This window comes from Microcoleus sp. B13-B6 (assembly GCF_036705405.1).
Taxonomy (GTDB): domain Bacteria; phylum Cyanobacteriota; class Cyanobacteriia; order Cyanobacteriales; family Microcoleaceae; genus Microcoleus.
In genome coordinates this window covers 33,829-59,879 of the sequence record NZ_JAUBUJ010000049.1, presented here as the reverse complement: position 1 = coordinate 59,879, position 26,051 = coordinate 33,829, and the positions used below count along the sequence as shown (strand labels likewise).

Below are 26,051 nucleotides of genomic sequence, written 5' to 3'. Positions count from 1 at the left end.
CCGTCCTTTTTGGACGGGCGGGACGCCCATCCCACAATAACAATTAAAATTGTAAGTTATTTAATTCGCGATCCTAAGTTGTATTTTTCGGGCGGGCGAGACGCCCACCCCACAATAATTTCATCAAAGTTGACTGTAAAATTTAGATGCGCCTCAGCTTAGTAGCGATTTCACGATCCGAATGATGGTGGGGGTAGGTTATCTTTTAACGAACAGCGGGAGAAATTACGGTAACTCGGCGGCTGTCTACTAACATCGGCCAAAAACCTCGATCGCTCAATGCTTTTACGGCAGCAGTAGCGGCGTTTTGATCCGTTGTATAAGCGACGAATAAAAAGGGACGCTGGCCGTAGGAAGCTAAGCCTACTTGCGTGCCTAATGCTTCCCTGACTTGCGAGGCTAATTCGGGTTGGTTGAAGTAATCGACTAACACTGCATAACCAGGCCCCAGGGGTTGGGGATTGAAGGCAAGATTGCCGGTTGAAGGATTGGTGATTGGTTCAGAACCTGGTGCTGGCTGAGGGTTGTAGACTGGCAAATTTTGGGGTAGTGCCGCTGCGGGCGATCGTACTACGTAAGCTTGCAATCCGACAACATCTTCGATGTATTTAACCCAATCGCTGGCGATTTGCGAGTCGCGAAAGCCGCCAACTCGCGTCACCGTGTCGTTGATGTACTGACAAACTGTGTTGTTAGTATTTCCAGGGAAAGAGCGTTTTGCTCTTTCTTGCTGTTCGGGTGTTGGGGTGACAATTAACAGTAGATATTCATCGGACTGGGGCGGTTGGCAGCTCGACTCAGCTTTAACAGAAGTCGAGAAAATTGTCAATACCAAAAGGGCGATCGAAGTAGCAGAAAATAGGGGTAGAGACAAAATAAATTTGTACAGTTTACCCCTAATTGTTGTTAGTTGTTTTGTCTGATATTTTGCTATTTTGTTCATGCTGTCTGTAGGGAGGCAAGGGCATCGGGAATAGTTGGTGATGGTGCTTGAAATTCACCTGTCAGTACATATTCTAATCGCAGTTTCAACCAAGTGATGAAGACAGGATCTGTAGAAATAATAGCGGCGGCTGGCTGAGGGCATTTTGCTTTAACTTCTGCCATTGTCGGTGCTTCTAGGAAAGCTGGCTGTTTGACCAACCAGAAGTCTATTTGTTTTTCTTGTTCGTTGTAGTTGCGAGTTCTTTCTTTAAACACTTCATCTAGGGCTTCTTCTTCTAGCAAAAAGCGTTGGCTGGCTAAAACGTAGTAGTAGGTTTGCATTTTTCTCGGTTGTTAGGGGTTGACGGTTAGCAGTTAATGCCGCCTGTACCGACCAGTTTTGCTGGTCAGGGGCGGGTTTGCGGAGTTGCGATCGTTGGAGAGTTCTAGACTCTTGTGCCGTTTACTTTACCTTATTTGCTGTCATCTTGGGTAGATGCAGAGCAAGTCGCTTCAGAAAAATTTTTGGTGGTGAGAGTTGGGGGAGTTGTGAGTGTTGCGAGAGTGGCTGGTTTTTTGGGGATTTGGGCGATTATTTTTCGGGCTGGTGATTTTCGGGAAAATTTAGGTGACAATAGGAAATTAGATGGAATTGCAGGTTGAATAATTACCAATTATTGAGGCAATCTGGGGGCTGTTAAACCTGATTGGGAGTGGTTTGCATATGAAAAGTTGTTGGAGTGCGATCGCGACTGGTATTGCTTGGTGTCTGGCTTGGGGTGAGGGGCGCGAACCTCAATTTGAGATCGGCGTGTTGCAGGAAATGCGAGGAGCTTTGAATTCTGGGGAGGAAGTGCCGGAGGATGTGAGGGAAATTGTCGATCGGGTTCGGGAACTAGAAAAACTTGAGTTTCCGAATTCGAGTGGTGAGTTAAAGCAGTTAAGCGAACAGCATCCTCAGCTTTGGAACTCCCGGATCGGCTTAGTTTACGGCGGTGCAACCAAAATCAAGCAATATGTGTTTGAGTCATCAAAAATTCAGGATGTTCGCGGTGGCTCGGCGTTATTGGACAGAATAAACCTAGTTGACTTACCTGCTTTTTTTAATAAAAATCCTCAGTTATCCCAATACACAATTCAGTGCCAAGAAATCCGAAGATGGCTCGATATCACAATTCCCAGCCAGCCAAAACTCTCAGAAGCACTGATTCCCGAACTCATTATTTATTCAACAGGTGGCAATATTCTGGCATTTTGTCCGGCTGCATTGGTTGACGACTTGGCTAATGCGATTGAAAAACGCTACACCGAAGAAACTTTAACTGCAAATTCCTGTGCCGTAGGAGAGAAATTTAAACTCTTAGAAATTCGCTTTGGGTTGCTACGAGAACCTATTGAAAATACACTTTGGCTAGAGTGGTATCGTCAGCACTATCCAAAACCGCTGGTTCAAGCTTACTTTGGTAATTTGGAGAAAAATATAGAGAATAGTAAAACTGAACGGTGTACTGAAGAGCCTATATCCGTTGAAGATGCTTTTGCAAATAGAAAGAGCTTTAATGAAATAACCACCAAATTGGCAGTTCTCTTTAATCAACGGCGGAGTGGCAATGATTTTCCAAATCGTCCCAGTCGCCGCTATCCACCAATGTTTGAAACACATCCTTACTTGATACGAGATGGGAATGAACGTCGTTCAGCAATAACAAGCGTGCAGCCACCAAAACTGCCTAAAGAAACCAATTTTTCGGAAACTTCTGCTCGGAAACATCGAGTTGGCTACAGAGCTAAAAAAGATTTGCGCCAAGTACCTGAATGGTACGAGGAATCTCAGCTAGAATGGAACCCAGGCGTAATAGAAGGCTGGGTAGCTAGATTCGATCGCTTTCTGGAAAAAAATCCCAGTCTAAAACAGAAATACTATGGAGGTTTGAAATCCGATAACGTTGAAATTGCCGAAAATCTCAGCCATATTGGGAATGCGAGTAAAAATTTTATTGCCTATATCTATGCTGATGGCAATAATATGGGTGGCTATATTCAAAATATTCGCACTCCCCAAAAATATCAAGAGTTTAGTAAAGATGTAGAATTAGCAACGGAGTATGCTGTTTACCAAGCATTAGCAGAGAGTTTGCATCCTCATGAATTGCAAAATTTTACCGATGAATATTCTACACTCAGTAACGGCGATTTAGTCCATCCTTTTGAAATCATTACCATTGGTGGAGATGATATTTTCTTGATTGTTCCAGCAGATAAAGCATTGGCGATCGCCCAAACTATCGGACAACGATTTGAAAAAATATTGCTAAAACAACTGCCATTAGTAGAAAATTCAACAGCCACAGAACAAATCAATGGAGACTATCAGATTCAGCGCTCTAATAAACCTATCGACCCGAAAAAAATCCACCGCTACAAACCTACAGAAGCTCCTCTTTCTCAATGCCAACTCAGTACCTCAAGTGGCGTACTAATTACAGCTTATGATACCCCCATCTATTATGCCAAAGATTTTATCGATCAATTACTGAAATCAGCAAAAGAACGAGCCAAAAAATTAAAGATCGCCGGATACTGTGGCGGGACCGTAGATTTTATGGTAATGAAATCTGTTACCATGATTTCTTCGGATGTAAAAGTATTTCGCAAGGAGGCATTGTTCAAGAAACTGAAACCCAACCTCAAACTTTATGCTGCGCCCTACACATTACATGAATTAGGAGGATTACTAAGCTCCATAGAAGCCTTAAACAATGCTAAGTTTCCCAAGTCGCAACTTTACCAAATTAGGAGTTTATTAGATCGGGGAAAACACACAGCTATTCTGAATTACCGCTACTTCCGCACGCGAGTACAGCAAGGTAAATCCGAACTGCGAGAACATTTTGAAGAAGCTTGGTGTCAGCCAAAAGATCCAACTAACCCAGGCAATTTAGCTCCTTGGATGTATGATGATGGGTCGCTTGAGACTGACAAGTCAGACTATCCACTTTTTGAAACCATTTGGCGAGACATGGTAGATTTATATGATTTTATTGCTGCCTCTGAAGATGACGATATGTTAGAATCAGAGCTAGCGACAATGGAGGTTGAATCATGATTTTTATCGCTCGACTATCCAACTCCAGCGTCACATCCTATGAAATTACCGCTGTAATTGACTCCGCTTTGTGTGTCGGTGCAGGTGGTTCTTCAGGTTCGCTAGCTGATAAACCTATTGTTCGCAACTCAGAAAAAAATTTACTGATTCCTGCTTCTCAAATTAAGGGGCGTTTGCGCCACGAATGCGAAAAGATTGCCAGGGGTTTGCGTTGGGCAGTTTGTGATTCTCCCAACCCTCAAACCATGTGTCCTAAAAGAGCAGGCTTAACAGAAAACTTCGATCGCCCGGAATATCATGTACCAGGTTACGAGGGGAAGCATTGCCTAATTTGTCAAATATTCGGCAATCCAGTTTTGCCTTCTCGCATCTTATTTGATGATTTAATCTGTACGGAAGACCCGGAAAACTTAGCAGAAGTGATGCGTCCTGGTGTAACAATTAATCGCTGTCGCCGTACTGCTGAAGAACAAAAACTTTATTTTTTAGAAACATCACCAGCTAACGCACAACTCAAGTTTACCGGACACATTCACCTGCCTAGTCAGCCAAATTACGCAGGGGCATTAATTCTTGCTGGAATGCGACACATTCATGCTTTAGGTGGCAGCAAATCAGCGGGTTTGGGATGGCTGCATTGGGAGTTTCCTAACCTACTCTTAGAACAAGCCGCAGAACAAGCTGCGTGGGATTTTCTGGCAAAAGGAGATGGAGAATGAAAAAGATTAATTTAGAAATTAAAGCATTGTCTCCTTTGGCAATTGGCAAACAGAAGCCAGGCAGCTCAATTAGTGAAGCAGAAACCTACATTCCTGGTACAGTAATTCGAGGGGCAGTTGCAGCTTACATACTGAAACGCGCAACTACACCCATTACTGCTAGCGACAATTTTCACGATCTGTTTTTGGGTGATAATCCAGCTATTTTCCAAAATGCTTATCCTGCAACAATTGAGGGTGAGAAGCAAACTAGAATCCAACCAGAAGTTAAGGTTGTACCCGCTACTGCTCTTAGTTCTAAAACAAAATCTGGTTTTAAGTCCAAAGGAAACAATGGCGTTTTTGATACTCTTATCGATCGCTTCTGTGCGGAAGGATTCGGTCATTTGTACGATCCAAACTGCCCTAGGGATGGAGGTAGAGTCGATGTTTTCAAAGGTTTTTACAGCGAATTAAATGGCAAATTTTACAGCCATTCCGCAACTACCCGTCTGCTAACGCGAGTTGGCATTAATCGAAGACGAGCCACTTCTGAAGAAAGAGTATTGTACAGTATTGAAGTTTTGAATGAATCTCAAAGTAGGGGTAAAAAAGAGAAGCCTGTCGTCTATACAGGAGCAATTATAGTAGCAAATGAAATAGCAGATTCTCTACAATTTTTTATACACAATCATCAGGACGATTTGAGATTAGGTGGCGCAACTTCACGGGGATTGGGACGAGTTAAAATTACAGCTAAGTCGCCTGTAGATGCAAAAGCTTTGAAGCCTTCGGTGGAAGAAAGAATCAATAACTTTCAGAAAAAATTACATCAGCGGTGGGAGGAATGGAAGAGAATTTATAACCACCCTCTCGAAGATTTGCTACAAAATCGCACGTATTTCACCATCGATCTACAATCTGATGCTATATTAAGAGAAAATTGGAGACGTACTACTGTTATTTCAGAAGATATGCTTCGTCAGTTTTCAGGAGTGATTGATTCATCTCTGAAATTGCACGCTGCTTATAGTAATTATGATTACCTATCGGGTTGGAATTCTGCATGGGGATTGATGAAAGATGTGGAGTTGATTACAGATAAGGGAGGGGTTTATTTATTCAGTACAACTCAGTCAAGTTTATGGAGGGAGAAGTTAAATGATTTGGAAATCAAAGGAGTAGGCGATCGCACAGAGGAAGGCTTTGGTCAAATACAAATTTGCAACGAATTTCATCTAATACTTCGGGAGGAAGCTAAATGAGGGAATCATCAGAGCAACAAAAACAACTAAAAATTCAGAAAGGTATTCGTCAGGCTGAAGACTTTTTAGTAACGTGGATTCAGGATGCTTTGGATAATAAAAACTCTTACGGAGAGTTAGAAGAATCTCAATTTCGTAATTTAGTACGAGTTGCTGACACAACAGAAAGCACAGAAGTTATCAAAAATTTCTTGCGCTATCAACTTGGACGTGACAAAAAATGGGGCAGAGGAAATGATTCTCTAGCTGCCCAAATAATTAAAGATATTGACACCAGAATTAAGGAACGTGCTAAGAAAATAGCGGATGAAGTTAATACCGACGATCTCAACATTATCTGGATCGAACTAACCCGTCGTTATCTTGGCTACGGTGCGCGACATTTAACCTACAAACTCAAAGGTTAATTTTAGTTTATAAAAAGAAGTTGATGCTATGAAGAAACTCGTAATTTCTACCGTTGGTACAAGCTTGCTCACCAATCAAATCGATCGAGAATTTGAAGATAACTGGGCTGTTCGTTTGCGAGATACAGCGAATTTATCTCAGGAAGAAATCGCCAAGCATCATAAAGATGTATCAGATATTATTACAACTTTGCAGGATAGAGCAGCAGAGAAGCTTAAGAGTGAAGTTGAAGATATTCGAGAAGCAAGTGCTGAATTGAATGGCATCTATGCTTTATACAAAAAACAATTAAATCAAGGTAGTAAAGATATGCACTGGTTAATTGCTACTGACACAGCACAAGACCAAGTTACAGCAAAAATGCTAGAAGAGTTTCTGCGTAAACAGGGTTTAACTGCTGATGTATATACACCCCAGGGTTTTTCAGCAAGAAGTACAGAATCTTTCACCAATGGTATTGATGAGTTTCTGAACTGGATTGATGAGACTGTTCCTGGTTATAAAGATAGCGGTTATCAAATTTGTTTTAACTTAGTTGGTGGTTTCAAAGCGATTCAAGGATTCGCTAACACGATTGGGATGTTCTATGCGGATGAAATTATTTACATTTTTGAAGGTAGTCAAGACTTTATTAGAATTCCTCGCTTGCCCATCCAAGTGGATAAATCAGTAATTAAGCCAGTTCAATTTGCTCTAATGGCTTCAGGAGTAGGCGTTTGGGTTAAGTTATCAGAACTTCAGAGTGTGCCTGAAACTTTGATATTTGTGGTAGGCGAGGAAGCAACACTGAGCAACTGGGGTAGACTGACTTGGAATAACTGTAAACGAGAAGTTCTCGCCCGAGATTTATTAGAGTTTCCTTGCCTTGTTTACGAAGATTGGTTTGAAAATGACTATAAAAAAACCAATGTAGACTCTCAAAGAAAATTTGAGTTACACGAGGTACTTTCTGAAGTATCTGGTTCAATGCTAAAATTTAAGGGAGATACCACTCGATTTGATTCTCGACTTCACTTTTCGCGGTATGAAGGAGGGCAAAGATGTGAAGGAGGAGTCAGAAAGAATGAAATCGATCACTTTTACATTAAAAATACTGGCTGGCGAGTCAGTTGTATTGCCAAAGATGGCAAGCTGTACCTGCGCCATTATGGAAAGCATGATGATGTCAACGACAACCCCTGATCGCTTTATGTTTGACACTTTCAAAAATCGACTGGAAATCACAGGAACCCTGACAACAATCACAGCACTTCGCATTAGTGCGGGTCGCTCAACCGAACCGATTGGCTCCGATTTACCAGTAATCAAAGACGCTTTGGGCAAACCTTTGATTCCCGGTTCAAGCTTTAAAGGTGCACTACGATCGCGCTTAGAGAGCTTCCTCCGAGGTATCGACCCAAATCTAGCCGAAGATCCGGCTAACTACACAAGTTCAACTAGAAACAATCAAGTCAAATATTTGAAAAATGAACACAAGAATAATGACTTTGAGCTAACACAAGAGCTCATCAAAATAACAGACGATATTGGCAGTTTATTTGGCACTCCTTGGATGGCCAGCAAATTTCAAGTTCGCGACTTAACTGTACAACCCGATGCGTGGTTCGGGCAATATCAAGAACGAGATGGCGTAGCCATTGACAGAGACACAGAAACCGCCGCCGATGGCAAACTTTACGACTACCAAGTTGTCCCCGCCGCAACTCCCTTTGATTTTAAAGCAGTAGTTGAAAATGCTCATGATTGGGAATTGGGTTTATTAATGATTGGTTTGCATCAATTTGAGACCGAACAAATACCTCTCGGAGGAGGGCGATCGCGCGGCTTAGGAGTGGTTAAACTAGAAATTGATAAGATGCGCTGGATTGATGTCGAAGACCATCCCGAATTTTTGTTAGAATACTTAAAAAAGTTAGTGATGGGAGATGAAACGGCTTATGAAGATGCAGCCGATTATAAAGATGACTGGGTACAAAAGCTGATCGATAAACTCCTGAAAAATAAAACTTCTCAATCATCTCCAACTCAAATAGTTCAAGGCTAAAACTAAACATCCCACACAGGAGGTCAATATGAGTTTCAGCAATTATAAAGATATCGGTGAAGTTCTCCAAGAGTTTCAGATTACTTACACTGAAGCTAATTTTATGGGAGAAACTGCATTTAGTATCCCTGACTATTTTCGGGAAGACTTAGCATTTATGATGCGGGAAGCAGTTGTGGACAATTCAGAGTTTGCTGTGTGCGAAAATTTGATCTATCCAGTTCTCAAAGAAGTTTGGAAATCTTATTATACTAAGTTTGTTTTATGGAGCCATAAGTCTCTTACTTACGACCAGAATCTGTGTGGTTTTCCTGAATATATTTTGACTAAACGCTCCCCTTTAGGAAAATTTGTGTTTGGCAAGCCTTATTTTCTATTAGTTGAGGCCAAGCAAGACAAGTTCGATGAAGGTTGGGCGCAGTGCCTAGCTGAAATGGTTGCAGCACAGCAACTTAACAATGAACTTCAGGTAATAATTTTTGGTATTGTTTCCAACGGCAAAGATTGGGAGTTTGGCAAATTGGAAGAAACAGTTTTTACCAAAAATGTTAACCGCTATTTAATAGAACAGCTAGATCCACTCTTTGCTGCCGTTAACTATGTTTTCCAACAGTGTGAAGTTCAGCTAAATCAGTTAGTAACGGCTTAATCTTAAACTATCCCTAGACCTACTAAACTATGCACAAACGACTTGTCAACCACTGTACAATTGACTTAACTCTCATTCCCGACGGCCCAATTCTCATCAAATCCGGCAAAGAAGGAGCCGACCCAACTAAACCAGATATGGAATTTGTCGAGACTTACCATGCAGGAGGAAAGTCAATTTATCTACCGGGAAGCAGTTTAAAAGGTGCTATTCGCGCTCATGCTGAGAGAATTGTCAGGACAGTAGGTACAGACAAACGTCCTACTAATGGAGATACTTTATGGGCGAGCAATCCTCTTAATCGGGATGAATTAAAGTATCTTGAGAGTATCCCTGATTCCCAAGATATTTATCGGTTATCTTCTTTTACAGACCAAATGTTTGGAAATACTTCAATTGCTAGCAGACTTAGAATCCAAGATGCTCACCCAATTGATAAGAAACAGCTCAAAATTCAAGAACGCAATGGAGTCGCGATCGATCGCGTTTTCGGTTCCGTAGCCGTTGGCCCCTTTAACTACCAAGTCTGCACCGCCGGAGAATTTCGCACTAAAATACATCTCAAAAACTTTTCATTAGCACAATTAGGCTTGATTGGCTTAGTTTTGCGAGACTTAAATGAGGGCTGGTTTGGAATCGGTTTTGCTAAATCTCGCGGTTTGGGGACGGTGACAGTCAAATATAACGAAGCCGTAGTTCAATATCCTGGTTGTAAATTAGATGAAGATAATCGCCAAATTCAACAAATAGTCAAACCCGGTCGATGGGGACAGGCTTTCTTGCTGGGTGCAGGAGAATTTTTAGACACTGAAGAAGCCGCAAATTATGGCTTTTCTAAACCCGATCGCGAACAAACCCCTATTGCTGCTGAAGCGATGGATTTAGGTTTTGGAGTGCAGCTAAAATGGCAAGGCGACGGTGAGACTGGTGTACCGAATTTATTTAAATGTGCAGTTTGTGCTTGGAGTAAGCTTTTAACAGGTGCCGCAGCATGAAGAAAGGTTTTGTATATGTTCGATCGGGTTTGTCACAAGATGAAGTTAAAGAGTTGTTAGAAAAGTTAGCAACTGAGGAAAGTTATTATTTTGTGCGATCGCCCCACGCAGTCAGCGGCATTTGCATGAAATTGCCCGAAGAGTTTTTCCCCGGTTTTGAAGGGCAAATGTTTAATGCCGATCGCGAATTGCGCTGGAAAAAGCAGGGAAGTGCATATCAAGCCTTACTGCTGAGTCGAGTTGAAGCCGATTTAGAAGGATTTGAGCCGATCGATAAAGATTGCGAGTGGCAAATTTGCGATCGCGCGGCTTACTTTCACCCCCTTGACGAACCAAAATTCCCTAAAAGCTTTATTTATAAGGGAAAAAAGAATGAAAAGATTGTCTCTAACAATATTAGCATAGGTCAGCGATACTTTCAAGAAAAAAGAACTGCTACCGTTCATTTTGTCGCCCTCACAGTCAGGAGTTAACATGACTACAAATCTCCCACCCAAGCCCCGACGTTCTACACCGCCGCCTAGTAGTCCGGTTTCTAATAATCCCGCTGAAACAGGAGAACCTAAACCTTATGAATTAATTAGTTTCCCCAAGGAACGACCGCCAAAAAATCCTCCGGCCGGACATCACCAATATTTGGGCGATCGCCTGCACGGAACTTTGTTTCTAACTCTGAAAGTTCAGACTACTTTGCACGTCTCTACAGGCGTAGTTGTCATGGGTAGCGACATAGGCAGCCGCGTCCCTTTAATCAAAACAATGGTTCAAAATATTGACCAAAAGTTATCAATTCAAGGTAGTTCTCTCAAAGGCTGCATCCGGTCAGCATACGAAGCCATTACTAACAGCACTTTAGCAGTAATTACATCAAGATACAGAGATAAAATTCCGCAAGAACGCTTGCCATGTAAAAATAAACAAGAACTCTGTCCGGCAAGTCAAGTATTCGGTGCCTTAGATTGGCAAGGGCTAATTGAATTCAGCGATGCTAAATGCGAAAATACGGGCTTTGCTACGGGATTTATGCCATCTTTATATCGTCCCCGTCCCGATCAAAGACGAGCATATTTTGACGCAAGAGGCAACGTAGCAGGCCGCAAGTTTTACTATCACACAATTCGGGCGATCGACAAAGGTCAAAATCAAGGAATTACTGTTCAGCAAGCGGCTAAAGAGTATACTTTCCAAACACAGATACAATTCAAAAACTTAACAGCAGCAGAGTTAGGAACGCTTTTGATTGTGTTGGGGCAAGATCCAAAGTATCCGATCGCCCTCAAGGTAGGCGGCGGGAAGCCGATCGGCATGGGAACAATGACTGTGGAGGTGACAGCGGCAAGGGTGTTGCAGAATAAGGGAGATTTGCGCGATCGCTATTCCTCCTACAATCCTCCCGAATCTGACAGCATGACTGGCACAAAGTTGCAACAATTTATGCAAAAAAATATTCAAGCTGCTCATTCTAGCTTAGTGCAAGCAACTCAATTGCAACAACTAGCTGAAGTGTTGAAATATCCGACCGATCGCGAACCTCCAACAGGAATGTATTAAAGATGTCTAATACTGAATTAGTGACCGAATCTTTGACCGAAAACCAGTGGGAAATTGCCCACGCGATCGCTCAAACTTTAGTTAAAGAACAAACTGATGTAAATGAATTGGGAAAGGCGATCGCCTATCTCCGCAATGCAGTTAATCAAGATCGAGCTGATGCCAATTCCCGGTTTTTCAAGTATCTTAAAACCCTTGTCGGTAATGGCAGACAAATCGGACACAGTGGCAAAACCACAGATTATTACCGCAGCATCGACAAAGCTTGTAGCGATTGTCTCAAAGGCTTTCAAGGGGATGCTAGCACTTTGTTGCAAATTTTAGGTTGGGCATCTCGTTTGATGCGTTACTACAAAGAAGCGGGGCCGATTGGAGAAGTTGTGACCCCAGTTGTAGAGTCAGCGAGACAAGTTGAAATTGCTAAGGCGATCGGCAGTCATGAGTTTGCAATCGGTCAAATTGTCGAAGCCAAAGTTACTGCTGTAAAAGGAAACAAGGTGACATATGAAATTCTGGGAACTATCAGGCTAACTGAGAAAGAACCGAAAAAAGCCCAATCTATTTCTGAAGGACAAGTGGTGAAAGTGGAGGTTTTAGATATTAAGGAAGATGGGAGCCCCAAGAAGGTTAAATGTGCTGGCTAAAAACCAGGCTGTTGATACTACCAAACCTCCTTGCATTAACTCTGCCCCGTCGCTATAATATTGACTGTAAGCATAAAAAGAGGCCACAATATGTTAGCAAAAGAAAAATCTCACTCTAACAAATTTGACTATTACTCAGCATTGAACCGTTCCGAGTCCGCTCAAAGCAAAGTCAAGCAGGGGTATTGTGTAGCTTACTATACAGTTTTCTGGGTAAAGGCTGTTCCAGGCTACTCTGTCTCGTCACAGATGTCCGAATACCGACTTGTAGCCTAACAAAAAACGGCGCAGCTTAAGTAATTAGCTGCTCAAAGCAGCCCATTGTGTAAGCTAGCGTTTCCCTAGAAACTAGGAACTCGCCATATGAATACATCCAGTTCCTAGTTTTAAAGAAAACCCCAGAATTTGTGATAGTTTTTGTAAGACCATACCTGAGGATGACACAAATGAATGATGCAGAAAAAAATAAAGTTTATCTGGTGACTGGTGTAGTAATAGCTATTGACGAGAGCGATGGGATATTAATAGCAGGAATGTTATCAGATAGTCCTTTTAATGCTGAAGATTCGGAGTCAACAAAGACAAAAAATTTGGTAGGCAGTTTTGCATTCACCCGGCAAAAGGCCGAATTTCTAAGAGATCGTCTCAATGAATTTTTGCAGGAATAGACAATGAGAGTAATCACAAACTTAAGAGCAGAACTTCAAAGCTCAATATCGAATCCAGAAACTTTTAAATTCTCTCAATTCTCTTCTTCTCCTCTGAAACCAAAGCAGTCATTCAAGTCGCCTACTGCTCCTGTTGAAGTACAGGAATTAGTCCAGGAGTTAGCGAAGATGGACGGTGTAGCAAAAGTTAGAGCCGTAGCTCCTAGAGCCTTAGATATTCACTGGATTGAATTTGAATTAGAACTGCACCCTGAAACAGAGTTAGATTATGAAACTTGGGACAAAATCCAAGATTTAATAATTGATTGTGAGTGGGGTTTGCGGGATCAAACTAATGAAGAGTGGTACTTTCCCAGAAAAGTGGTCGAGAAGTTTGCCAAAATTAAAGACGGGGCTAAAGTAGTTTCTGAATCGAGAATAAGTTTTTCAAGTTCTACAAGCTACAATCAAGTGAAATCGCCCAAGAATTTATTTGTGGTGGCTGGAAGTTAAAAATATTAAATTACTGAACAAACTAGAAAGTAGCTGTTGATTTTTATGCCGAGCGAACATTCCCATAGCGAACAAGCTAAGTATAACGAACAGGCGGCACTTAGTATCAGAGATACTTCTCCTGATTGGGCAGTAACAATGTGTTTTTATGCAGCCCTGCACTGGGTAGAATGGTATGCAAAGGTTCAGGGAGACGATCTCGAACGACAATACCAAAACTACCCATCGCCTCACGATCGCCTGCTTGCTTACGTTTTTAAAATTGCTAAAAATCGACAGTACAGAGATTTGAATAAAGCTTATCAAGAACTAAAAAATGCTAGTCAAATAGCCCGATATTTAACAGATATAAGAACTGATTCTAGGATTCATTATAGTAGATATAAAACGAGAGAGGTTGACCAATCTTTTGACAATCTGCGAATAGTTAAAGAGCGACTAAATAGTTGACCGAAATATCTAAAATTTAGCCTCAAACTTTCACGGACTTGACTTTTGAAAAAAAATGGGATACCCTGATAGGGTTAAAAATAAAGAGTTTCTTAAGTGCAAAATCCAAAAATTGCAAACTTCCCCTGACGGGGACGGAAACTAGCTTCCGTAACAATGCTGCGTAATAGTCAAATTTGTTTTGACAGTTGCTCAGACTTCCCCGCAAGGGGACTTTAATCGATCGACCTAATTGCTTCCCACACTTTTTAAAACGCGCGATCGCCCCTCTCAATCCGCCATTCCGTCAAGGGCGAGATCCATTTTTTGTGTTTTATCTTGATAAAAATTCCAAATATTACGCAACCGACACAATGGAAGTGTCTGGGTAAATAAATAATTGGCGATCGCACCCCCCACTCCCATCCGCTCCCCGTCATCCCCCGATTTGTGGCATTCTATATCTGAAAACCTCACAAAACACCGCATGAAGGAGGGCAGCAAGTACCAGTCGCTCTTAGATTATCTGCGCGAAAATGGCCATCTCGACGAAGTAACCCTCAACTTCGCCGAAATAGAGGCATTGCTAAACGACGCACTCCCCCCTTCCGCACGCACTCAACAAGCTTGGTGGAGCAACCGCAAAAAGGGCGCTCTGCAATCTACCGCTTGGATGCAGGCAGGATATCGGGTTGAAACTGTCGATTTCGACGCAGAACGGGTAACATTTCGCAAGTTAATCCAGAAAATTCAGGTTCGGCAGGCGGGCGATGGGGTGCAGTGGAATGGCGAACTGATCAAGGCATTACGTCTCCATCTGGGGTTGACACAAACAGAATTTGCAGAACGGTTGGGGGTTGACCAGAGGACTGTGAGTAAGTGGGAGAACGGACACTTACCTGCTCGTTCCACCCTCAAACATCTGAATTTAGTCGCTGAGATAGCGGGTTTCAGCTCCAGGGAAGAATCTGAAAACATAGATTAATTAATTGACATTTTACTATTATAGTAGTATGTTGTTATAGTAAGGCTTAGTTAGGCGATCGTCAAGTGCGATCGCGCCAAAAAACAAAGCCCCCAAAAACAAAAGCCAGCGCCGCAAATTGGGCACTGGCCGATTCAAAATTAAAAAATCACCTCTATGATACACCATTCTTTCACGCCTCGCCCGATTACGGAGCGAGAAAAACGAATCATTCAGCTTTACGCGGACTGTCAACTGGCGATGACTCCGCAGCAATTCTACGCAAAATGGGATGTCCCGCAAGAAGCTCTAGCTCTCATTTGCTGTCGATCGCTTTCTACTGTGCGTCGCTGGTTTACCAGGGGAGGCAAGCACCGCCATCCCCAACTGCACGACTTGCGTAACCTCGCCTTGATGAATTTTCTGTTAGAGCATTTTGAAGCGATTCCCCCAGAACTTCGGCAACAACTTTGCTTAGGCAATTCGTAATCTTGCATTTTTTTCTAGCCACCTCACAAAGTAGGTGGCTAAAATTTAGCCCCCTATAATTAAGCTGAGACAATCCCTGACAAAAAACAGATTTTTTTGTTTGGGAATTCGCTATGCCTTTGAGTGTTTATAAAATCATTGATGCCCTTATCTTAAATCGCGAACCAATCCATCAAAACATAACAGAATAAATAACCCCACCCCAAATCCTGTCTAGACTTCGATCGATTAAAGGCTAAACTAATATAGAGTTTTACCATAAAAGTTTCTCCCCGTTCATGAACATCGCTTATTTAGTCAACCTATATCCCAAAGTCAGCCACAGCTTTATCCGCAGAGAAGTTATAGCCGTTGAAAATTGCGGCCTGAAAGTCGCACGCTTTTCGATCCGATCGTCCAAGTCAGAACTCGTTGATGAGGCCGACAAACTAGAGCAAGAATTGACTCAAGTAATCTTAGGAGTTGGTGTACAGGGGTTAGCGTGGGGTTTGCTCCGCCTTGCCGCAACTAGACCCATTCGATTCATCGAAGCTTTGCGCCTAACATTTCAAGTTGGCTGGCACTCGGAACGGGGGATTTTGCTGCATCTAGCTTATTTAGCAGAAGCTTGCATTCTTTTAAATTGGTTTGCAGAATCGGGTACAGCACACGTTCACGCTCACTTCGGGACAAATTCGACAACAGTTGCAATGCTGTGCCGCGTGCTTGGCGGCCCGACTTACAGTTTCACCGTTCACGGCCCTGAAGAATTTGATAAAGCCACACTTCTTTCCTTAGACGAAAAAATTAAGCGATCGACCTTTGTAGCAGCAGTTAGTTCCTTCGGTAAAAGTCAGCTTTTTCGGTGGTGCGATCGCACTTTTTGGTCAAAAATTCACGTCATACACTGCGGCGTAGATGCTGCATTTTTAGCTGCACCCTACGTCCCCATACCCGCAGCACCCCGCTTAGCTTGCATAGGGAGGCTCAGCGAACAAAAAGGTCATTTATTATTGCTAGAAGCTGCTAACTTGCTAGCAGTTCAAGGCTTAGAGTTTAAGTTGGTACTCGTAGGAGACGGGCCGCTGCGATCGGATATTGAACAGCAGATTCAGCAACTCGGCCTGCAAAATCATATAGAAATTACCGGCTGGGCCAGTGGCGATCGAGTTCAGCAAGAGATTTTAGCTTCACGGGCAATGGTATTGCCTAGTTTTGCTGAAGGTTTGCCCGTCGTAATTATGGAAGCCCTCGCTCTCAATCGGCCCGTAATTAGCACTTATGTTGCTGGCATCCCGGAGCTCGTAGAACCCGGTGTTTGCGGTTGGTTAGTTCCTCCCGGTTCCGCCGAAGCATTAGCCGTAGCAATGCGCGCGGCACTGGAAGCACCTCTAGAAAAGCTAGAACAAATGGGGAAAACAGGAGCCGAGAGAGTTGCTCAACAACACAATGTTGATTTAGAGGCAAAAAAATTAGTGGCGCTGTTTGAGAGTGCTTGAGAAGGGTGCAAAACCTATTGATTAACTGACATCAAATCTGTTATACCAATTTTTTATGAGGCCCCGTAGAATCTGATCCCCCCTAACCCCCCTTAAGAAGGGGGGGACAAGATTCTTCTCTTTCGTCCCCCAACAATCAGGGGGATTTAGGGGGATCGAGATATGTGCAACTTCACCTTAAATTGGTATTAGCATCGGAATTATTCATATATCTCTTCTCGACCTCTGCGTGAATCAACGTCAATCCATTGTCATCTGCTGTTCAAAAATTTTCTTTTTTTAACCGCAGATAGAGGCAGATAAACACAGATTAACGCAGATGAATTATATCGATTCCGGTTGCAGCGTCCGTGATTGTTGACTGTTGACTGGATTTTACAATTCCGATGCTAACAGGATTTGATATGACATCTTGCACCATGATTAATAAGTCTTTCAATGGCTGGATCTCCTGTCCACTCCACATGAAAATTAATTGTTTGTGGAACAGGCATCTTGCCTGTTCCTTTAATTAAGCTGTAATTGTTTGTGGAACAGGCATCTTGCCTGTTCCTATAATTAAAGCAACCTACTTACAAACTTTTTAAGGAATAGGAACAGACCGCAACAACTTGTCAACAATCGCCTTAGCCCTCTTTCCCCCTGCCGGAATTAATCGGTGAGAAAGTACGTGCGGTGCCAAATATTTCACATCATCAGGAGTCCCATAATCCCGGCCCTCCATAAACGCCAAAGCCTGCAAGGCCCGGTGCAAAGCCACCGCACCCCGGGGACTCACCCCCAGAGTAATCTCCTCATCCTCCCGCGTCGATCGCACCAAATCTACAATATACTGTTTCAAAGAGCCTTCCACCTTCACACCAGCGCACAAACGGCGCAATTCCTGCACTTCTTCCAAAGAAATACAAGGCTGCAAATCTTCAACAGCAAAACTATCAGAAAGCCGTTCCAACATTTGCAACTCTTCCAACGCAGCGGGATAGCCCAAAGTCAAAGACAAAGTAAACCGATCCATCTGGGCTTCCGGCAGCGGAAAAGTGCCTTGATATTCGATCGGGTTCTGAGTCGCAATCACAAAAAACGGCGTCGGAACATTTCGAGAAACTCCATCTACTGTCACCTGCTTTTCTTCCATCACTTCCAGCAAAGCTGACTGAGTTCGCGGCGTCGCCCGATTGATTTCATCGGCAAGCAAAACATTAGCAAAAACTGGCCCGGGCAAAAACTCAAACTCTCCGCTGCGCGGATTCCAAATATTAGTACCGGTGATGTCCGTCGGTAACAAATCGGGAGTGCACTGAATCCGCTGAAACTTGCCATCGATCGATCGCGCCAAAGACTTCGCCAGCAGCGTTTTTCCCACACCCGGCACGTCTTCCAGCAGCGCGTGACCGCCCGAAAGCACGGCTACCAGCACCAAGCGAATAGCATCCGCTTTGCCAACAATAGTTTTGCCTAGATTTTGTTTTAGCCGCTCAATATTTTGTCTCATATCCCTGATTTCTAATTGTTAATTGCTAATTGCTAATTGTCGAAAAGATATCAAGATTGCCAAAATCTTGAGTCTTTGCCTTGCGGACTTCGTATTTGTACAACTAGAATTTAGTCTGACTCATCTTGCACCATTTTTAAAACCGATCGCCCGTTCTAGATCGCATAATTATTAGACTTTAGCAGCTATAGCGGTTCTCAAGCGTGGTGAGGTATGGGGACGAGTCCTATGCCCTATGCCCTATGCCCTATGCCCTATGCCCTATGCCCTATGCCCTATGCCCTAGGCTATAATACGCTTCTAGCAATATCACAATCTGCCTGAATTTGAGTTTTGAGAGCTTCCAGAGAAGCGAATTTTTGTTCGGGTCGCAAAAACTCTACCAAACTCGCGCTCAAGGTTTGACCGTACAAATCCCCAGACCAATCTAACAGGTGAACTTCCACAGTGGGTTGCAGGCCGTCTACCGTGGGGCGGCAGCCAACATTCATCACCCCATTGACAAAAAATAAATTTGATGCTATGCCGGGGATTATAGATTTGGGATTTTCCCGCTGATAGGAAGAACTTTCCTCTTTCATCTTTTCCCCTCCATGCTTCACCGAGACTCGCACCGCGTACACGCCAAAACGTGGCAAAAATTTTTCCGGCGGCAGTTCGATATTAGCAGTAGGAAATCCGATCGTCCTACCCAGCCGCTGTCCCCCAACCACAGTTCCGACTAAACTGTAAGGTCGCCCCAACAACTGATTCGCTCTTGTGAGGTCGCCGGATGCCAGACCTTCGCGGATTGCAGAACTGCTGATCCGATCGCCCTCACCGCAATTATGCAGCGGTACAAGAGCAACATCAATACCGTAACCAGAGGCGATCGACTGCAAATCCACAGCCGTTCCAGCGCGTCCCCGTCCAAACCGAAAATCAACCCCCACACTAATTCGACTCGCTTTTAGTTGTCGCACCAAAATTTCCTCGACAAACTCAGAAGCAGTCAAAGCCGCAAGTTCTCGATCGAACGGCAGCAGCACAAGTTGCTCGACGCCCATTGCTGCGAGCAATTCTACCTTTTCTGCCAGAGGTGTCAGCAGTTTTTTCGGTTGACCCGTAAAAAATTCTTGCGGGTGCGGATCGAATGTCACCACAGTGCCGTAAAGCCGATCGACCCCATCAGAATCGATCCCAGAGAGGCTGTTGCCCTCTGCCCTAGGGCCTATCAAACCATCGAAATTATGGCGGCTGTCGGCTCTATCGGGCGGTGCTGCTGAGTCATTTTCGCAGGTCGCCGGATGTTCGCTTTCCAAATTTTCATCTCTGCCAGCGTTGGAGAGCAAGTTTTGCCCCGACGCAATAACCGTCGCAGAATTTTGCCCAGGCGATCGATTTAAAATTGGCTGCACGACTTGTCGATGCCCTAGGTGCAAACCATCAAAGTTTCCCAAGGCAACAGAAGTTGGAGTCAGAGCAGCGGTACAAGAAGAAGTTACCCACACGCTTAAAATTTTGACATACTTAGCCAGATTGCGATCGCCAGTCGATTTTAGATTTTAGATTTTAGATTTTACTCCACAGATAAATCTGGAAGGTTGAACTTTGGTCTAAACTTTTTGGTTTTCCACGACAGGAGTACGTGGCACGGTATCCGTCTTTGACTGAGGTCAATCGATTTTAGATTTTAGATTTTAGATTTTCGATTGAAGCATTGACCCCACGGATAAATTCGGGGGGCAAGTTTCATGGGATACAGGTTTTTTATTTCACCGGTCCTGAGTCTGCTTTCGGAATGAATCCGGGGGCTTGTATCCTGGATGCTTTCGGTCAGCCCTCGCTTAAATGTCAGATTTCACAGATCTAGATTTCAGAACCATCTGACAATCTCAAATCCATCAGACAGACACTTGAGGCGCTTGCACCAACGCTTCAGACAAATCGTTATCAGGAGGCAGCAATTGTAACGACAAACCTTCCCGCGCCATCAAACTATTCGGGAACCTTTGAGCCACTTCTTCTCCCACCCTGTCTAAAAACTCGTCATTGTGCAGCGGGTCGTGGTGAAAAATCACCAACTTTTTGACATTAGCAGCCTTTGCCACCTTCACCGCTTCCTGCCAAGTCGAATGTCCCCAGCCGACCTTGCTGCTCTTCGGGGCATAATACTCCTCATCGGTATAAGTAGCGTCGTAGATCAGCACATCAGCATCCTGAGCTAAATACAGCACATTGTCGTCTAAACGATCGGGAAAATGTTCGGTATCAGTCACGTAAGCAGCCGAATACCCCCGCCAGTTTACGCGGTAGCCTATAGCTTCGCCCGGATGGTTGAGCAAAGCAGTTTCCACCTTAATCTCTCCGATTTCCAGCGGTTTGCCCACTTCTATATCGTTAAATTTCAGGTCTGCCCCCATAATTTGCAGGGGTACCGGAAAATTGGGGTGCAGCATCTGGTCGTGGAGGCGCTGCTGGATAGTAGCCTTATTAGGAGCAATAGCCCCATAGATGTGAAAGCAGTTCCCAGGAATAAAAGCTGGGACAAAAAATGGGAATCCTTGAATGTGATCCCAGTGAGAGTGAGTAAAAAACATATGAGCTTTTACGGGCATCTGGGACAGGAGAGTTTGTCCCAAAACCCGCAATCCAGTACCGCCATCGAAAATTAGGCGACTGTCACCCACTCGCATTTCTACACAGGGCGTGTTGCCCCCGTAACGTACTGTTTCTGCTCCGGGAGACGCTATGCTACCTCTAACGCCCCAGAAGTGAACCGTGAATTGGTTGTGCATACTAGACATGGGTTTTCTTGCAAGATTGTTCCGGCGAGTTATCGATAAGGTGTTTACATATTACTAAGGGCTTTACCATCAAACCCAAGCTCTTTGACGGTCGAGTTCCCCACTTGTTGGAAGTGCCAAGAGTCTCGCTCATCGCGAGAATGCAAAACTGTTGGGCTTGACAACTGAGCAATAAATTACAAGGTAGACTAATCAAGTCTCGATCGTAACTATTCTTTTCGTCTCTTCACTAGCCTAACCTCCGCAGACACACTTTGGGGCAGCAGTTCTGTCTGAGTTTGGTCAAAAGCCGCTGTTTGTTCCAGCCTCCGCATTTGCCGAACCTGATCGCGCGGTTGCTTGTTTGCCCTGCTGCTTTACGGGTTGGAACGCGGATGATGGCTTTCCTGCTATCTAGTCCGGTTTAGCGACCATAATATGCAGGTGTCGGGGCTGTGTTGCGCCGATATCTGGCTGATGTTGCCGATCGGGCCTAAAGGCGCCTCTACAAGAATGACGGTTAATTTACCCGACTTGAGATGGTCCCGCCATTTAACCCCTGCCCATGAGCATCAGGGACTCCTTTTTAGCAGAACCCGGTTTAACTAACTCAACTCCCATTAATTCCAAAATCTTAGCAGTTTAGGAATGCTTCTGCTATTAATTATCAAGCAATACTGTCTGGATTGTCTGCCCGCCCAGAGGCGGCGGTTCGTCCCGCTAGCGGTCAAGCTGAACCCAGCCTCATCTGACACCGGGTAGCAGCGACATCCCCAGCCTGCGGGCAAAAGGCTAAATTTTCGTCCTGCATTTCTTGGCGGACGAATTGAATCACTCAAAATTCCCCTATTTTCGGAAATTAAAAAATTTCGAGTTTTTGCCATCATGCCAACTCCGATCGGCATTCTGTCTCAAGAGTGATGCAGAAATATTCCCTGTTAACCTGTGGTGCTTTTCTCAACTATCTTCAATAGCTCTATTTTTGGTAAGGATTTCTCGGAATTCGGCGCAGTTGCGGTACTGGCCACGGGTTTGAATTTCGGGTATCATAGAGTCTTAGACTCTTGTTTGCCGAGAATCTAAATCACTGCTAAAAACGCCTGGATAACTTTAAGTTTTTTTTCAAAAAAGTCAGTATGAATCAAGTTAAAAAAACTACAAGCAAGCTGAATAGATCGCCTGTGAAAGTGTCCGATCGCACTTTGGAACTCGGTAATCTCCCCTTGAGCGACCTGTCTGTAGAAATGACGGATGGCCAAGCTTTGAGGAAATTTAGTTCGGACGATCGCCCGCCGGGAACCCCAACAGCCACAGGTCGGACTGCCGAAACAATGCGCTGGGGGGCAGATGGCAAGAGCGATCGGGCCCGATCGCCTGTGGTTTCTACTGCGTTTCTCAAGTGGCTGCTAGAGAGTTTGACTCGATCGAAAGGTTGGCTGGCAGTTGTCACCCTGGCAGCAGTTTGGGGGTGGTGGAACAGTCAGTTACTGTTTTCCACAGGCCTGGGGATAGCAGCGATGATGCTGGTTTACCGAGGGCAGTCGTGGGACTGGCAATTGCTGCGAGCAAAAGGCGAACAATTTTGGGAGGGCCCGAACCGCCGCTTCGTTTTAGCCGTCGGCACCGGCGGCATTGCTACCTTGGGCGCTTACATGAGTTTGGCGATTTGGGCTGACTCAAGCAGCCACTGGATGGCTTTGAGCCTAATTTTGCAGAATTTGGGCACGATCGCGATTCCCTGGCTGTTGCTGCGGCAAGGGTTGAGTCTGGGGGCCGCAAAAGATGAAGTGGTGCTCGATCGCATCTTGGCGGATTTGACTGATGCTGACCCCGTGAAGCGTTTGATTGCAGTGCGGCAAATGACCGATTTGGTGAATCAGGGTGGGTTTGGCCCTGTGAGCTCTGTCAAAAGTTCGTTAGCGAAGCCCTCGCAGAGGATCGCCCGTTCCCGCGCTGCCGAGTGCTTTCGCCTGATGCTGAGTCGGGAACCAGAAGCTTTAGTCCGCAATGCCCTTCTCGAAGGTTTGCAGACTTGGGACGCTACTTATGGCATGGCTTTAAAATCCAAAAGTCAAGTCATCGACTATTAGCTGACCATCAAAAGCGTAAAAAGTAATTTTATGAATATTCGGAGCTTTTACGCGTAGGGGAGCCCTAGGGTCGATCGGAGAATTAGACCCGATCAGATTGGGCGCCGGCATTTCATCCTGAACAATTGGGTTGCCGTCAATATCACAAGCAGATAAAACAGTTCGTCGCGAACTGGTGACAAGTCCTGACACCCAGCGAACTGGATACTTAAAAGTTACTTCTATCAGTCCGCTTTTGGGGGCTCCCATTAACACTGTTGCCCCAGAACCTGTGAAAAATGCTGGGTTTGAAGGTTGGATGGCGACGGCATTGCTAAAAGTAACCCCCCAATGTGCAAACTGGTGTTCTACTACTTCAAAGCATTTCAAGTCTTCTAAAGCTACCCGGACGATCGCAGGTACCGTGGCGCGCGATCGCACCTCTGACCCGGCGGCTGAGCGTTCTGGAGTGGCGACAAAAGACTTTTTGCTGTTTAAATCCATGCTTCGATAGGCTGTATCAAATTCTGCAAACCCGTCTGATTGAAGACTTTTCGCATCAACCATAAAACCCTCGCGATCCCTTTTTCTGAGCAGTTGCATTTTAGTAGACCTCCCTGAGATTAGTTGTTTCTTCTGTTTTGGAATTGATAACGGCGAGGCCCGTGATTGCCAAACCTGCAATTAGGAATCGAAACCCCATCACCCGCCCTCCAACAAAGACTTTCGACCTCAAAAGCCACTGCTCCGCAAAATATCGTGATTAATGATTTGTGATTGGCGAGCGTCGGCAAACCTGCCGCCTGCCTGAAAGCGAGTTCTAATAGTCCTCCTTTCCGAGCGCTTGCTTTCGGGGTTGGCGAACCGACTCTATTTTGTTGAGGGGTCTTACCCATCATTTTGCTATTATCTCCGATCGGCGGTAGTTTGCAAGGGTAAGGATAACTACACAGCCGAATTGCCCAAATCGCAAAACTTACTTGCTGTCTGTAGTTTCACGCTTCACCTGTACTAAAATAGATTTAAATCATTACTCAATCTTTACAAAAACGCCACCAGCTTTGCAAGTTTTTTAAATAAAGACGGGGCGACGGAAAAGAATCTAAAATATAACAGCGATTAAGGTTAGTTTATGCTTGTACCCCTCGGCTTCGGTCAGCGCTCGATAGTTACTTCTCTCGGCAGAATGGTCTACTACACTGCTGAAAAAATGCCTTGGATGGGGTTGCCGACCTCAACTTCGGAAAATAAGCCCAACTTAGTATTTTTTCACGGTTTTGGCGGCGGGTCGAGTGCCTACGAATGGTCGAAAGTTTATCCGGCTTTTGCGACAGAATATCGAATTTTAGCACCGGATTTAATCGGTTGGGGGCGATCGGAACATCCGGCAAGAAATTATCAGGTTGAAGATTATATCACAACGTTGATCGAATTTATCGAAAAAACTTGCGGTAGTCCGACAGAGGTGATTGCTTCTTCGCTAACAGGGGCGATCGCGATTCGAGCTGCGATCGCACGGCCGGATCTCTTCAAATCCCTAATTTTGACCATACCCAGCGGTTTGTCGGACTTCGGACAAGATTACGGCAGCAGTTTCTTCGCTAAGCTAGTCAACACGCCGATTTTAGATCGCTTGCTCTACAGTACCGGAATCGCCACAGACGGCGGCATCCGTAGCTTCCTAGAACAACGCCAATTTGCCGATTCGCGTCGCGTTTACCAAGAAATTGTTGATGCTTACCTCCAATCTGCTTTGGAACCAAATGCAGAATATGCCGCCCTGTCTTTTGTGCGGGGAGATTTGTGCTTTGATTTGTCGCTGTACATCACTCAGCTAACAACGCCGACAGCGATTATTTGGGGAGAAAAATCGCAGTTTACCGGCCCCGATATCGGCCAGCGGTTGGCAAATCTCAATCCCGAAGCAATCAAAGTTTTTCAACCTCTCGAAAACGTAGGTTTGACTCCGCAGTTAGAAATTCCCGCTGTCACGATTGGCTTAATTAAGCAATACTTAAAATTGCTTTCGGAAGGGTGAAGAAGTTCGGCAACGGATTTTGTAACGGATGTAACGGATGTAACGGATGTAACGGATGTAAAGGATGTAAAGGATAGAAGGAAGAAGGAATATGAATTCCCTCTTCCCATTAGCAATGACTACTGACTACTGACTACTGACTACTGACTACTGACTACTGACTACTGACTACTCTTTTACTCGCACGTCGATAACGCTGGCGTTGAAAATGTACTTGTTGCCTTCAAGCTCTAGCGTAGTGCCAATTTTGACTTTCGTATTACCTAAAACCGGGCCATTTTCAGTAAGTTGACCTTTTCCCTCTAAGGTAAACATCATATTTTTGCTGAAGGATTCTTCTTCTCTGGGATCGGGGAGAGCTTTCAGAGTGCCGTTGGGCTGAGGAACTGCTAGGGTTCTGGTGAGAGTTTTGACAGATTTAATGGTAATCTGACCGGAGGGTTGATTGCGGATCACTACATTGATTTTATCGCCAGCTTTGAACAAATCTTGAACGTTTGTTCCTTTGAGACCGATCGCAATTGCATCAATTTCTACAGGTTTGACACTGGTGCCGACTTGGGCGACGGAACCGCCAGAAGTGCCGGGAAAGAAGAAGATTCCGACTGCAACTAGCAGTACGATTAGAGCTGCAGCTACGTCTAGGATGCTGAGTTTGCCGAACAGTCGGCCTTGAGAATCCAAAATTTTCATAAATCGCCTATTATACTGATAGCGACAGGAGTATGTTTACAAGCTCAGGACTTACACAGACATCGATGAAAAACAGATGCTGCTATTGCTGAGCTACCGCTGGCAATGACATACTTTATTGATGCGTAAGTCCTGAAGCTAAAAGATATTACCACAACGATCGCCCCAAATCCGCATGACTGGGGCACTT

Annotated in this window: 28 protein-coding genes; 21 read left to right on the top strand and 7 right to left on the bottom strand. The window is 44.4% G+C overall.

The genetic code is table 11. From position 1 onward, the window contains the following. Positions 1-205: 205 nt before the first annotated feature. Together QUB35_RS21410 and QUB35_RS21405 are read right to left on the bottom strand one after the other, a co-directional pair. The gene (locus tag QUB35_RS21410) at positions 206-943 is read right to left on the bottom strand and encodes a hypothetical protein (RefSeq protein ID WP_333143761.1); all 738 of its coding nucleotides are present in this window, start codon (positions 941-943) and stop codon (positions 206-208) included. Next, a complete protein-coding gene (locus QUB35_RS21405) occupies positions 940-1,266 on the bottom strand; it encodes an MgPME-cyclase complex family protein (protein ID WP_172192102.1) in 327 nt (108 codons plus the stop codon). Before QUB35_RS21405 ends, QUB35_RS21410 begins: the two co-directional genes overlap by 4 nt. Before the next feature lie 114 nt (positions 1,267-1,380). Here QUB35_RS21405 and QUB35_RS21400 point away from each other — a divergent pair, with 114 nt between their 5' ends. From QUB35_RS21400 to QUB35_RS21310, 19 genes are all read left to right on the top strand, one after another. Further along, positions 1,381-1,587 carry a hypothetical protein gene (locus tag QUB35_RS21400; RefSeq protein ID WP_333143760.1) on the top strand — a complete coding sequence of 69 codons (207 nt, stop codon included), beginning with the start codon at positions 1,381-1,383 and terminating at the stop codon, positions 1,585-1,587. A 61-nt stretch (positions 1,588-1,648) separates the two neighbouring features. Further along, positions 1,649-4,030 carry a type III-B CRISPR-associated protein Cas10/Cmr2 gene (cas10, locus tag QUB35_RS21395; RefSeq protein ID WP_333143759.1) on the top strand — a complete coding sequence of 794 codons (2,382 nt, stop codon included), beginning with the start codon at positions 1,649-1,651 and terminating at the stop codon, positions 4,028-4,030. After that, positions 4,027-4,749, top strand: a complete 723-nt coding sequence (locus QUB35_RS21390) for an RAMP superfamily CRISPR-associated protein (protein WP_333143758.1) — start codon at positions 4,027-4,029, stop codon at positions 4,747-4,749. The genes cas10 and QUB35_RS21390 overlap by 4 nt, the downstream gene beginning before the upstream one ends. Then, entirely contained in the window at positions 4,746-5,993 is a 1,248-nt protein-coding gene (csx10, locus tag QUB35_RS21385) for a type III-D CRISPR-associated RAMP protein Csx10 (RefSeq protein ID WP_333143757.1), read from the top strand. The genes QUB35_RS21390 and csx10 overlap by 4 nt, the downstream gene beginning before the upstream one ends. Beyond that, positions 5,990-6,400, top strand: coding sequence for a hypothetical protein (locus tag QUB35_RS21380; RefSeq protein WP_333143756.1), 411 nt, complete (start codon positions 5,990-5,992; stop codon positions 6,398-6,400). Before csx10 ends, QUB35_RS21380 begins: the two co-directional genes overlap by 4 nt. A gap of 28 nt (positions 6,401-6,428) precedes the next feature. Beyond that, positions 6,429-7,583 carry a putative CRISPR-associated protein gene (locus tag QUB35_RS21375; protein ID WP_333143755.1) on the top strand — a complete coding sequence of 385 codons (1,155 nt, stop codon included), beginning with the start codon at positions 6,429-6,431 and terminating at the stop codon, positions 7,581-7,583. A 7-nt stretch (positions 7,584-7,590) separates the two neighbouring features. Then, positions 7,591-8,445 (top strand): type III CRISPR-associated RAMP protein Csx7, encoded by an 855-nt coding sequence (gene csx7, locus QUB35_RS21370; RefSeq protein WP_333300743.1) that lies wholly within the window; start codon positions 7,591-7,593, stop codon positions 8,443-8,445. Positions 8,446-8,473: 28 nt separating this feature from the next. After that, a complete protein-coding gene (locus QUB35_RS21365; RefSeq protein WP_333143753.1) occupies positions 8,474-9,094 on the top strand; it encodes a hypothetical protein in 621 nt (206 codons plus the stop codon). A gap of 29 nt (positions 9,095-9,123) precedes the next feature. Beyond that, positions 9,124-10,089: an RAMP superfamily CRISPR-associated protein gene (locus QUB35_RS21360; protein WP_333143752.1), complete on the top strand. Its 966-nt coding sequence runs from the start codon at positions 9,124-9,126 to the stop codon at positions 10,087-10,089. Next, positions 10,086-10,562: a hypothetical protein gene (locus QUB35_RS21355; protein WP_333143751.1), complete on the top strand. Its 477-nt coding sequence runs from the start codon at positions 10,086-10,088 to the stop codon at positions 10,560-10,562. The genes QUB35_RS21360 and QUB35_RS21355 overlap by 4 nt, the downstream gene beginning before the upstream one ends. Position 10,563: 1 nt before the next feature. After that, on the top strand, positions 10,564-11,640 hold the full coding sequence (locus QUB35_RS21350; RefSeq protein WP_333143750.1) for an RAMP superfamily CRISPR-associated protein: 1,077 nt from the start codon (positions 10,564-10,566) through the stop codon (positions 11,638-11,640). Between the two features lie 2 nt (positions 11,641-11,642). Next, on the top strand, positions 11,643-12,284 hold the full coding sequence (locus tag QUB35_RS21345; protein ID WP_333143749.1) for a hypothetical protein: 642 nt from the start codon (positions 11,643-11,645) through the stop codon (positions 12,282-12,284). A gap of 90 nt (positions 12,285-12,374) precedes the next feature. After that, on the top strand, positions 12,375-12,560 hold the full coding sequence (locus QUB35_RS21340; RefSeq protein ID WP_333143748.1) for a hypothetical protein: 186 nt from the start codon (positions 12,375-12,377) through the stop codon (positions 12,558-12,560). Positions 12,561-12,730: 170 nt separating this feature from the next. Then, positions 12,731-12,952: a hypothetical protein gene (locus QUB35_RS21335; protein ID WP_333143747.1), complete on the top strand. Its 222-nt coding sequence runs from the start codon at positions 12,731-12,733 to the stop codon at positions 12,950-12,952. A gap of 3 nt (positions 12,953-12,955) precedes the next feature. Then, positions 12,956-13,444, top strand: coding sequence for a hypothetical protein (locus QUB35_RS21330; protein WP_333143746.1), 489 nt, complete (start codon positions 12,956-12,958; stop codon positions 13,442-13,444). 45 nt (positions 13,445-13,489) lie between these two features. Next, complete coding sequence (locus QUB35_RS21325; RefSeq protein WP_333143745.1) at positions 13,490-13,894, top strand: hypothetical protein; 405 nt, start codon at positions 13,490-13,492, stop codon at positions 13,892-13,894. A 379-nt stretch (positions 13,895-14,273) separates the two neighbouring features. Beyond that, positions 14,274-14,858: a DUF7662 domain-containing protein gene (locus tag QUB35_RS21320; RefSeq protein WP_333143744.1), complete on the top strand. Its 585-nt coding sequence runs from the start codon at positions 14,274-14,276 to the stop codon at positions 14,856-14,858. Between the two features lie 156 nt (positions 14,859-15,014). Next, positions 15,015-15,326 carry a helix-turn-helix domain-containing protein gene (locus QUB35_RS21315; RefSeq protein WP_333143743.1) on the top strand — a complete coding sequence of 104 codons (312 nt, stop codon included), beginning with the start codon at positions 15,015-15,017 and terminating at the stop codon, positions 15,324-15,326. Between the two features lie 278 nt (positions 15,327-15,604). Then, positions 15,605-16,804: a glycosyltransferase gene (locus QUB35_RS21310; protein ID WP_333143742.1), complete on the top strand. Its 1,200-nt coding sequence runs from the start codon at positions 15,605-15,607 to the stop codon at positions 16,802-16,804. Between the two features lie 583 nt (positions 16,805-17,387). Here the strand turns inward: QUB35_RS21310 and QUB35_RS21305 are convergent. From QUB35_RS21305 to QUB35_RS21295, 3 genes are all read right to left on the bottom strand, one after another. Next, a complete protein-coding gene (locus QUB35_RS21305; protein WP_333143741.1) occupies positions 17,388-18,296 on the bottom strand; it encodes a MoxR family ATPase in 909 nt (302 codons plus the stop codon). Positions 18,297-18,583: 287 nt separating this feature from the next. Continuing rightward, positions 18,584-19,786 (bottom strand): bifunctional riboflavin kinase/FAD synthetase, encoded by a 1,203-nt coding sequence (locus QUB35_RS21300; RefSeq protein ID WP_333143740.1) that lies wholly within the window; start codon positions 19,784-19,786, stop codon positions 18,584-18,586. 393 nt (positions 19,787-20,179) lie between these two features. Then, positions 20,180-21,082 (bottom strand): MBL fold metallo-hydrolase, encoded by a 903-nt coding sequence (locus QUB35_RS21295; RefSeq protein WP_333143739.1) that lies wholly within the window; start codon positions 21,080-21,082, stop codon positions 20,180-20,182. 1,115 nt (positions 21,083-22,197) lie between these two features. Between QUB35_RS21295 and QUB35_RS21290 the strand changes: the two genes are divergently transcribed. Beyond that, complete coding sequence (locus tag QUB35_RS21290) at positions 22,198-23,151, top strand: hypothetical protein (RefSeq protein ID WP_333143738.1); 954 nt, start codon at positions 22,198-22,200, stop codon at positions 23,149-23,151. Here QUB35_RS21290 and QUB35_RS21285 read toward each other — a convergent pair. Then, entirely contained in the window at positions 23,119-23,733 is a 615-nt protein-coding gene (locus QUB35_RS21285; protein WP_333143737.1) for a hypothetical protein, read from the bottom strand. The genes QUB35_RS21290 and QUB35_RS21285 overlap by 33 nt on opposite strands. A gap of 529 nt (positions 23,734-24,262) precedes the next feature. Between QUB35_RS21285 and QUB35_RS21280 the strand changes: the two genes are divergently transcribed. Beyond that, complete coding sequence (locus tag QUB35_RS21280) at positions 24,263-25,168, top strand: alpha/beta hydrolase (protein ID WP_333143736.1); 906 nt, start codon at positions 24,263-24,265, stop codon at positions 25,166-25,168. A 168-nt stretch (positions 25,169-25,336) separates the two neighbouring features. Here QUB35_RS21280 and QUB35_RS21275 read toward each other — a convergent pair whose 3' ends face one another. After that, positions 25,337-25,861, bottom strand: a complete 525-nt coding sequence (locus QUB35_RS21275; protein WP_333143735.1) for a DUF4330 domain-containing protein — start codon at positions 25,859-25,861, stop codon at positions 25,337-25,339. Between the last annotated feature and the right edge of the window lie 190 nt (positions 25,862-26,051).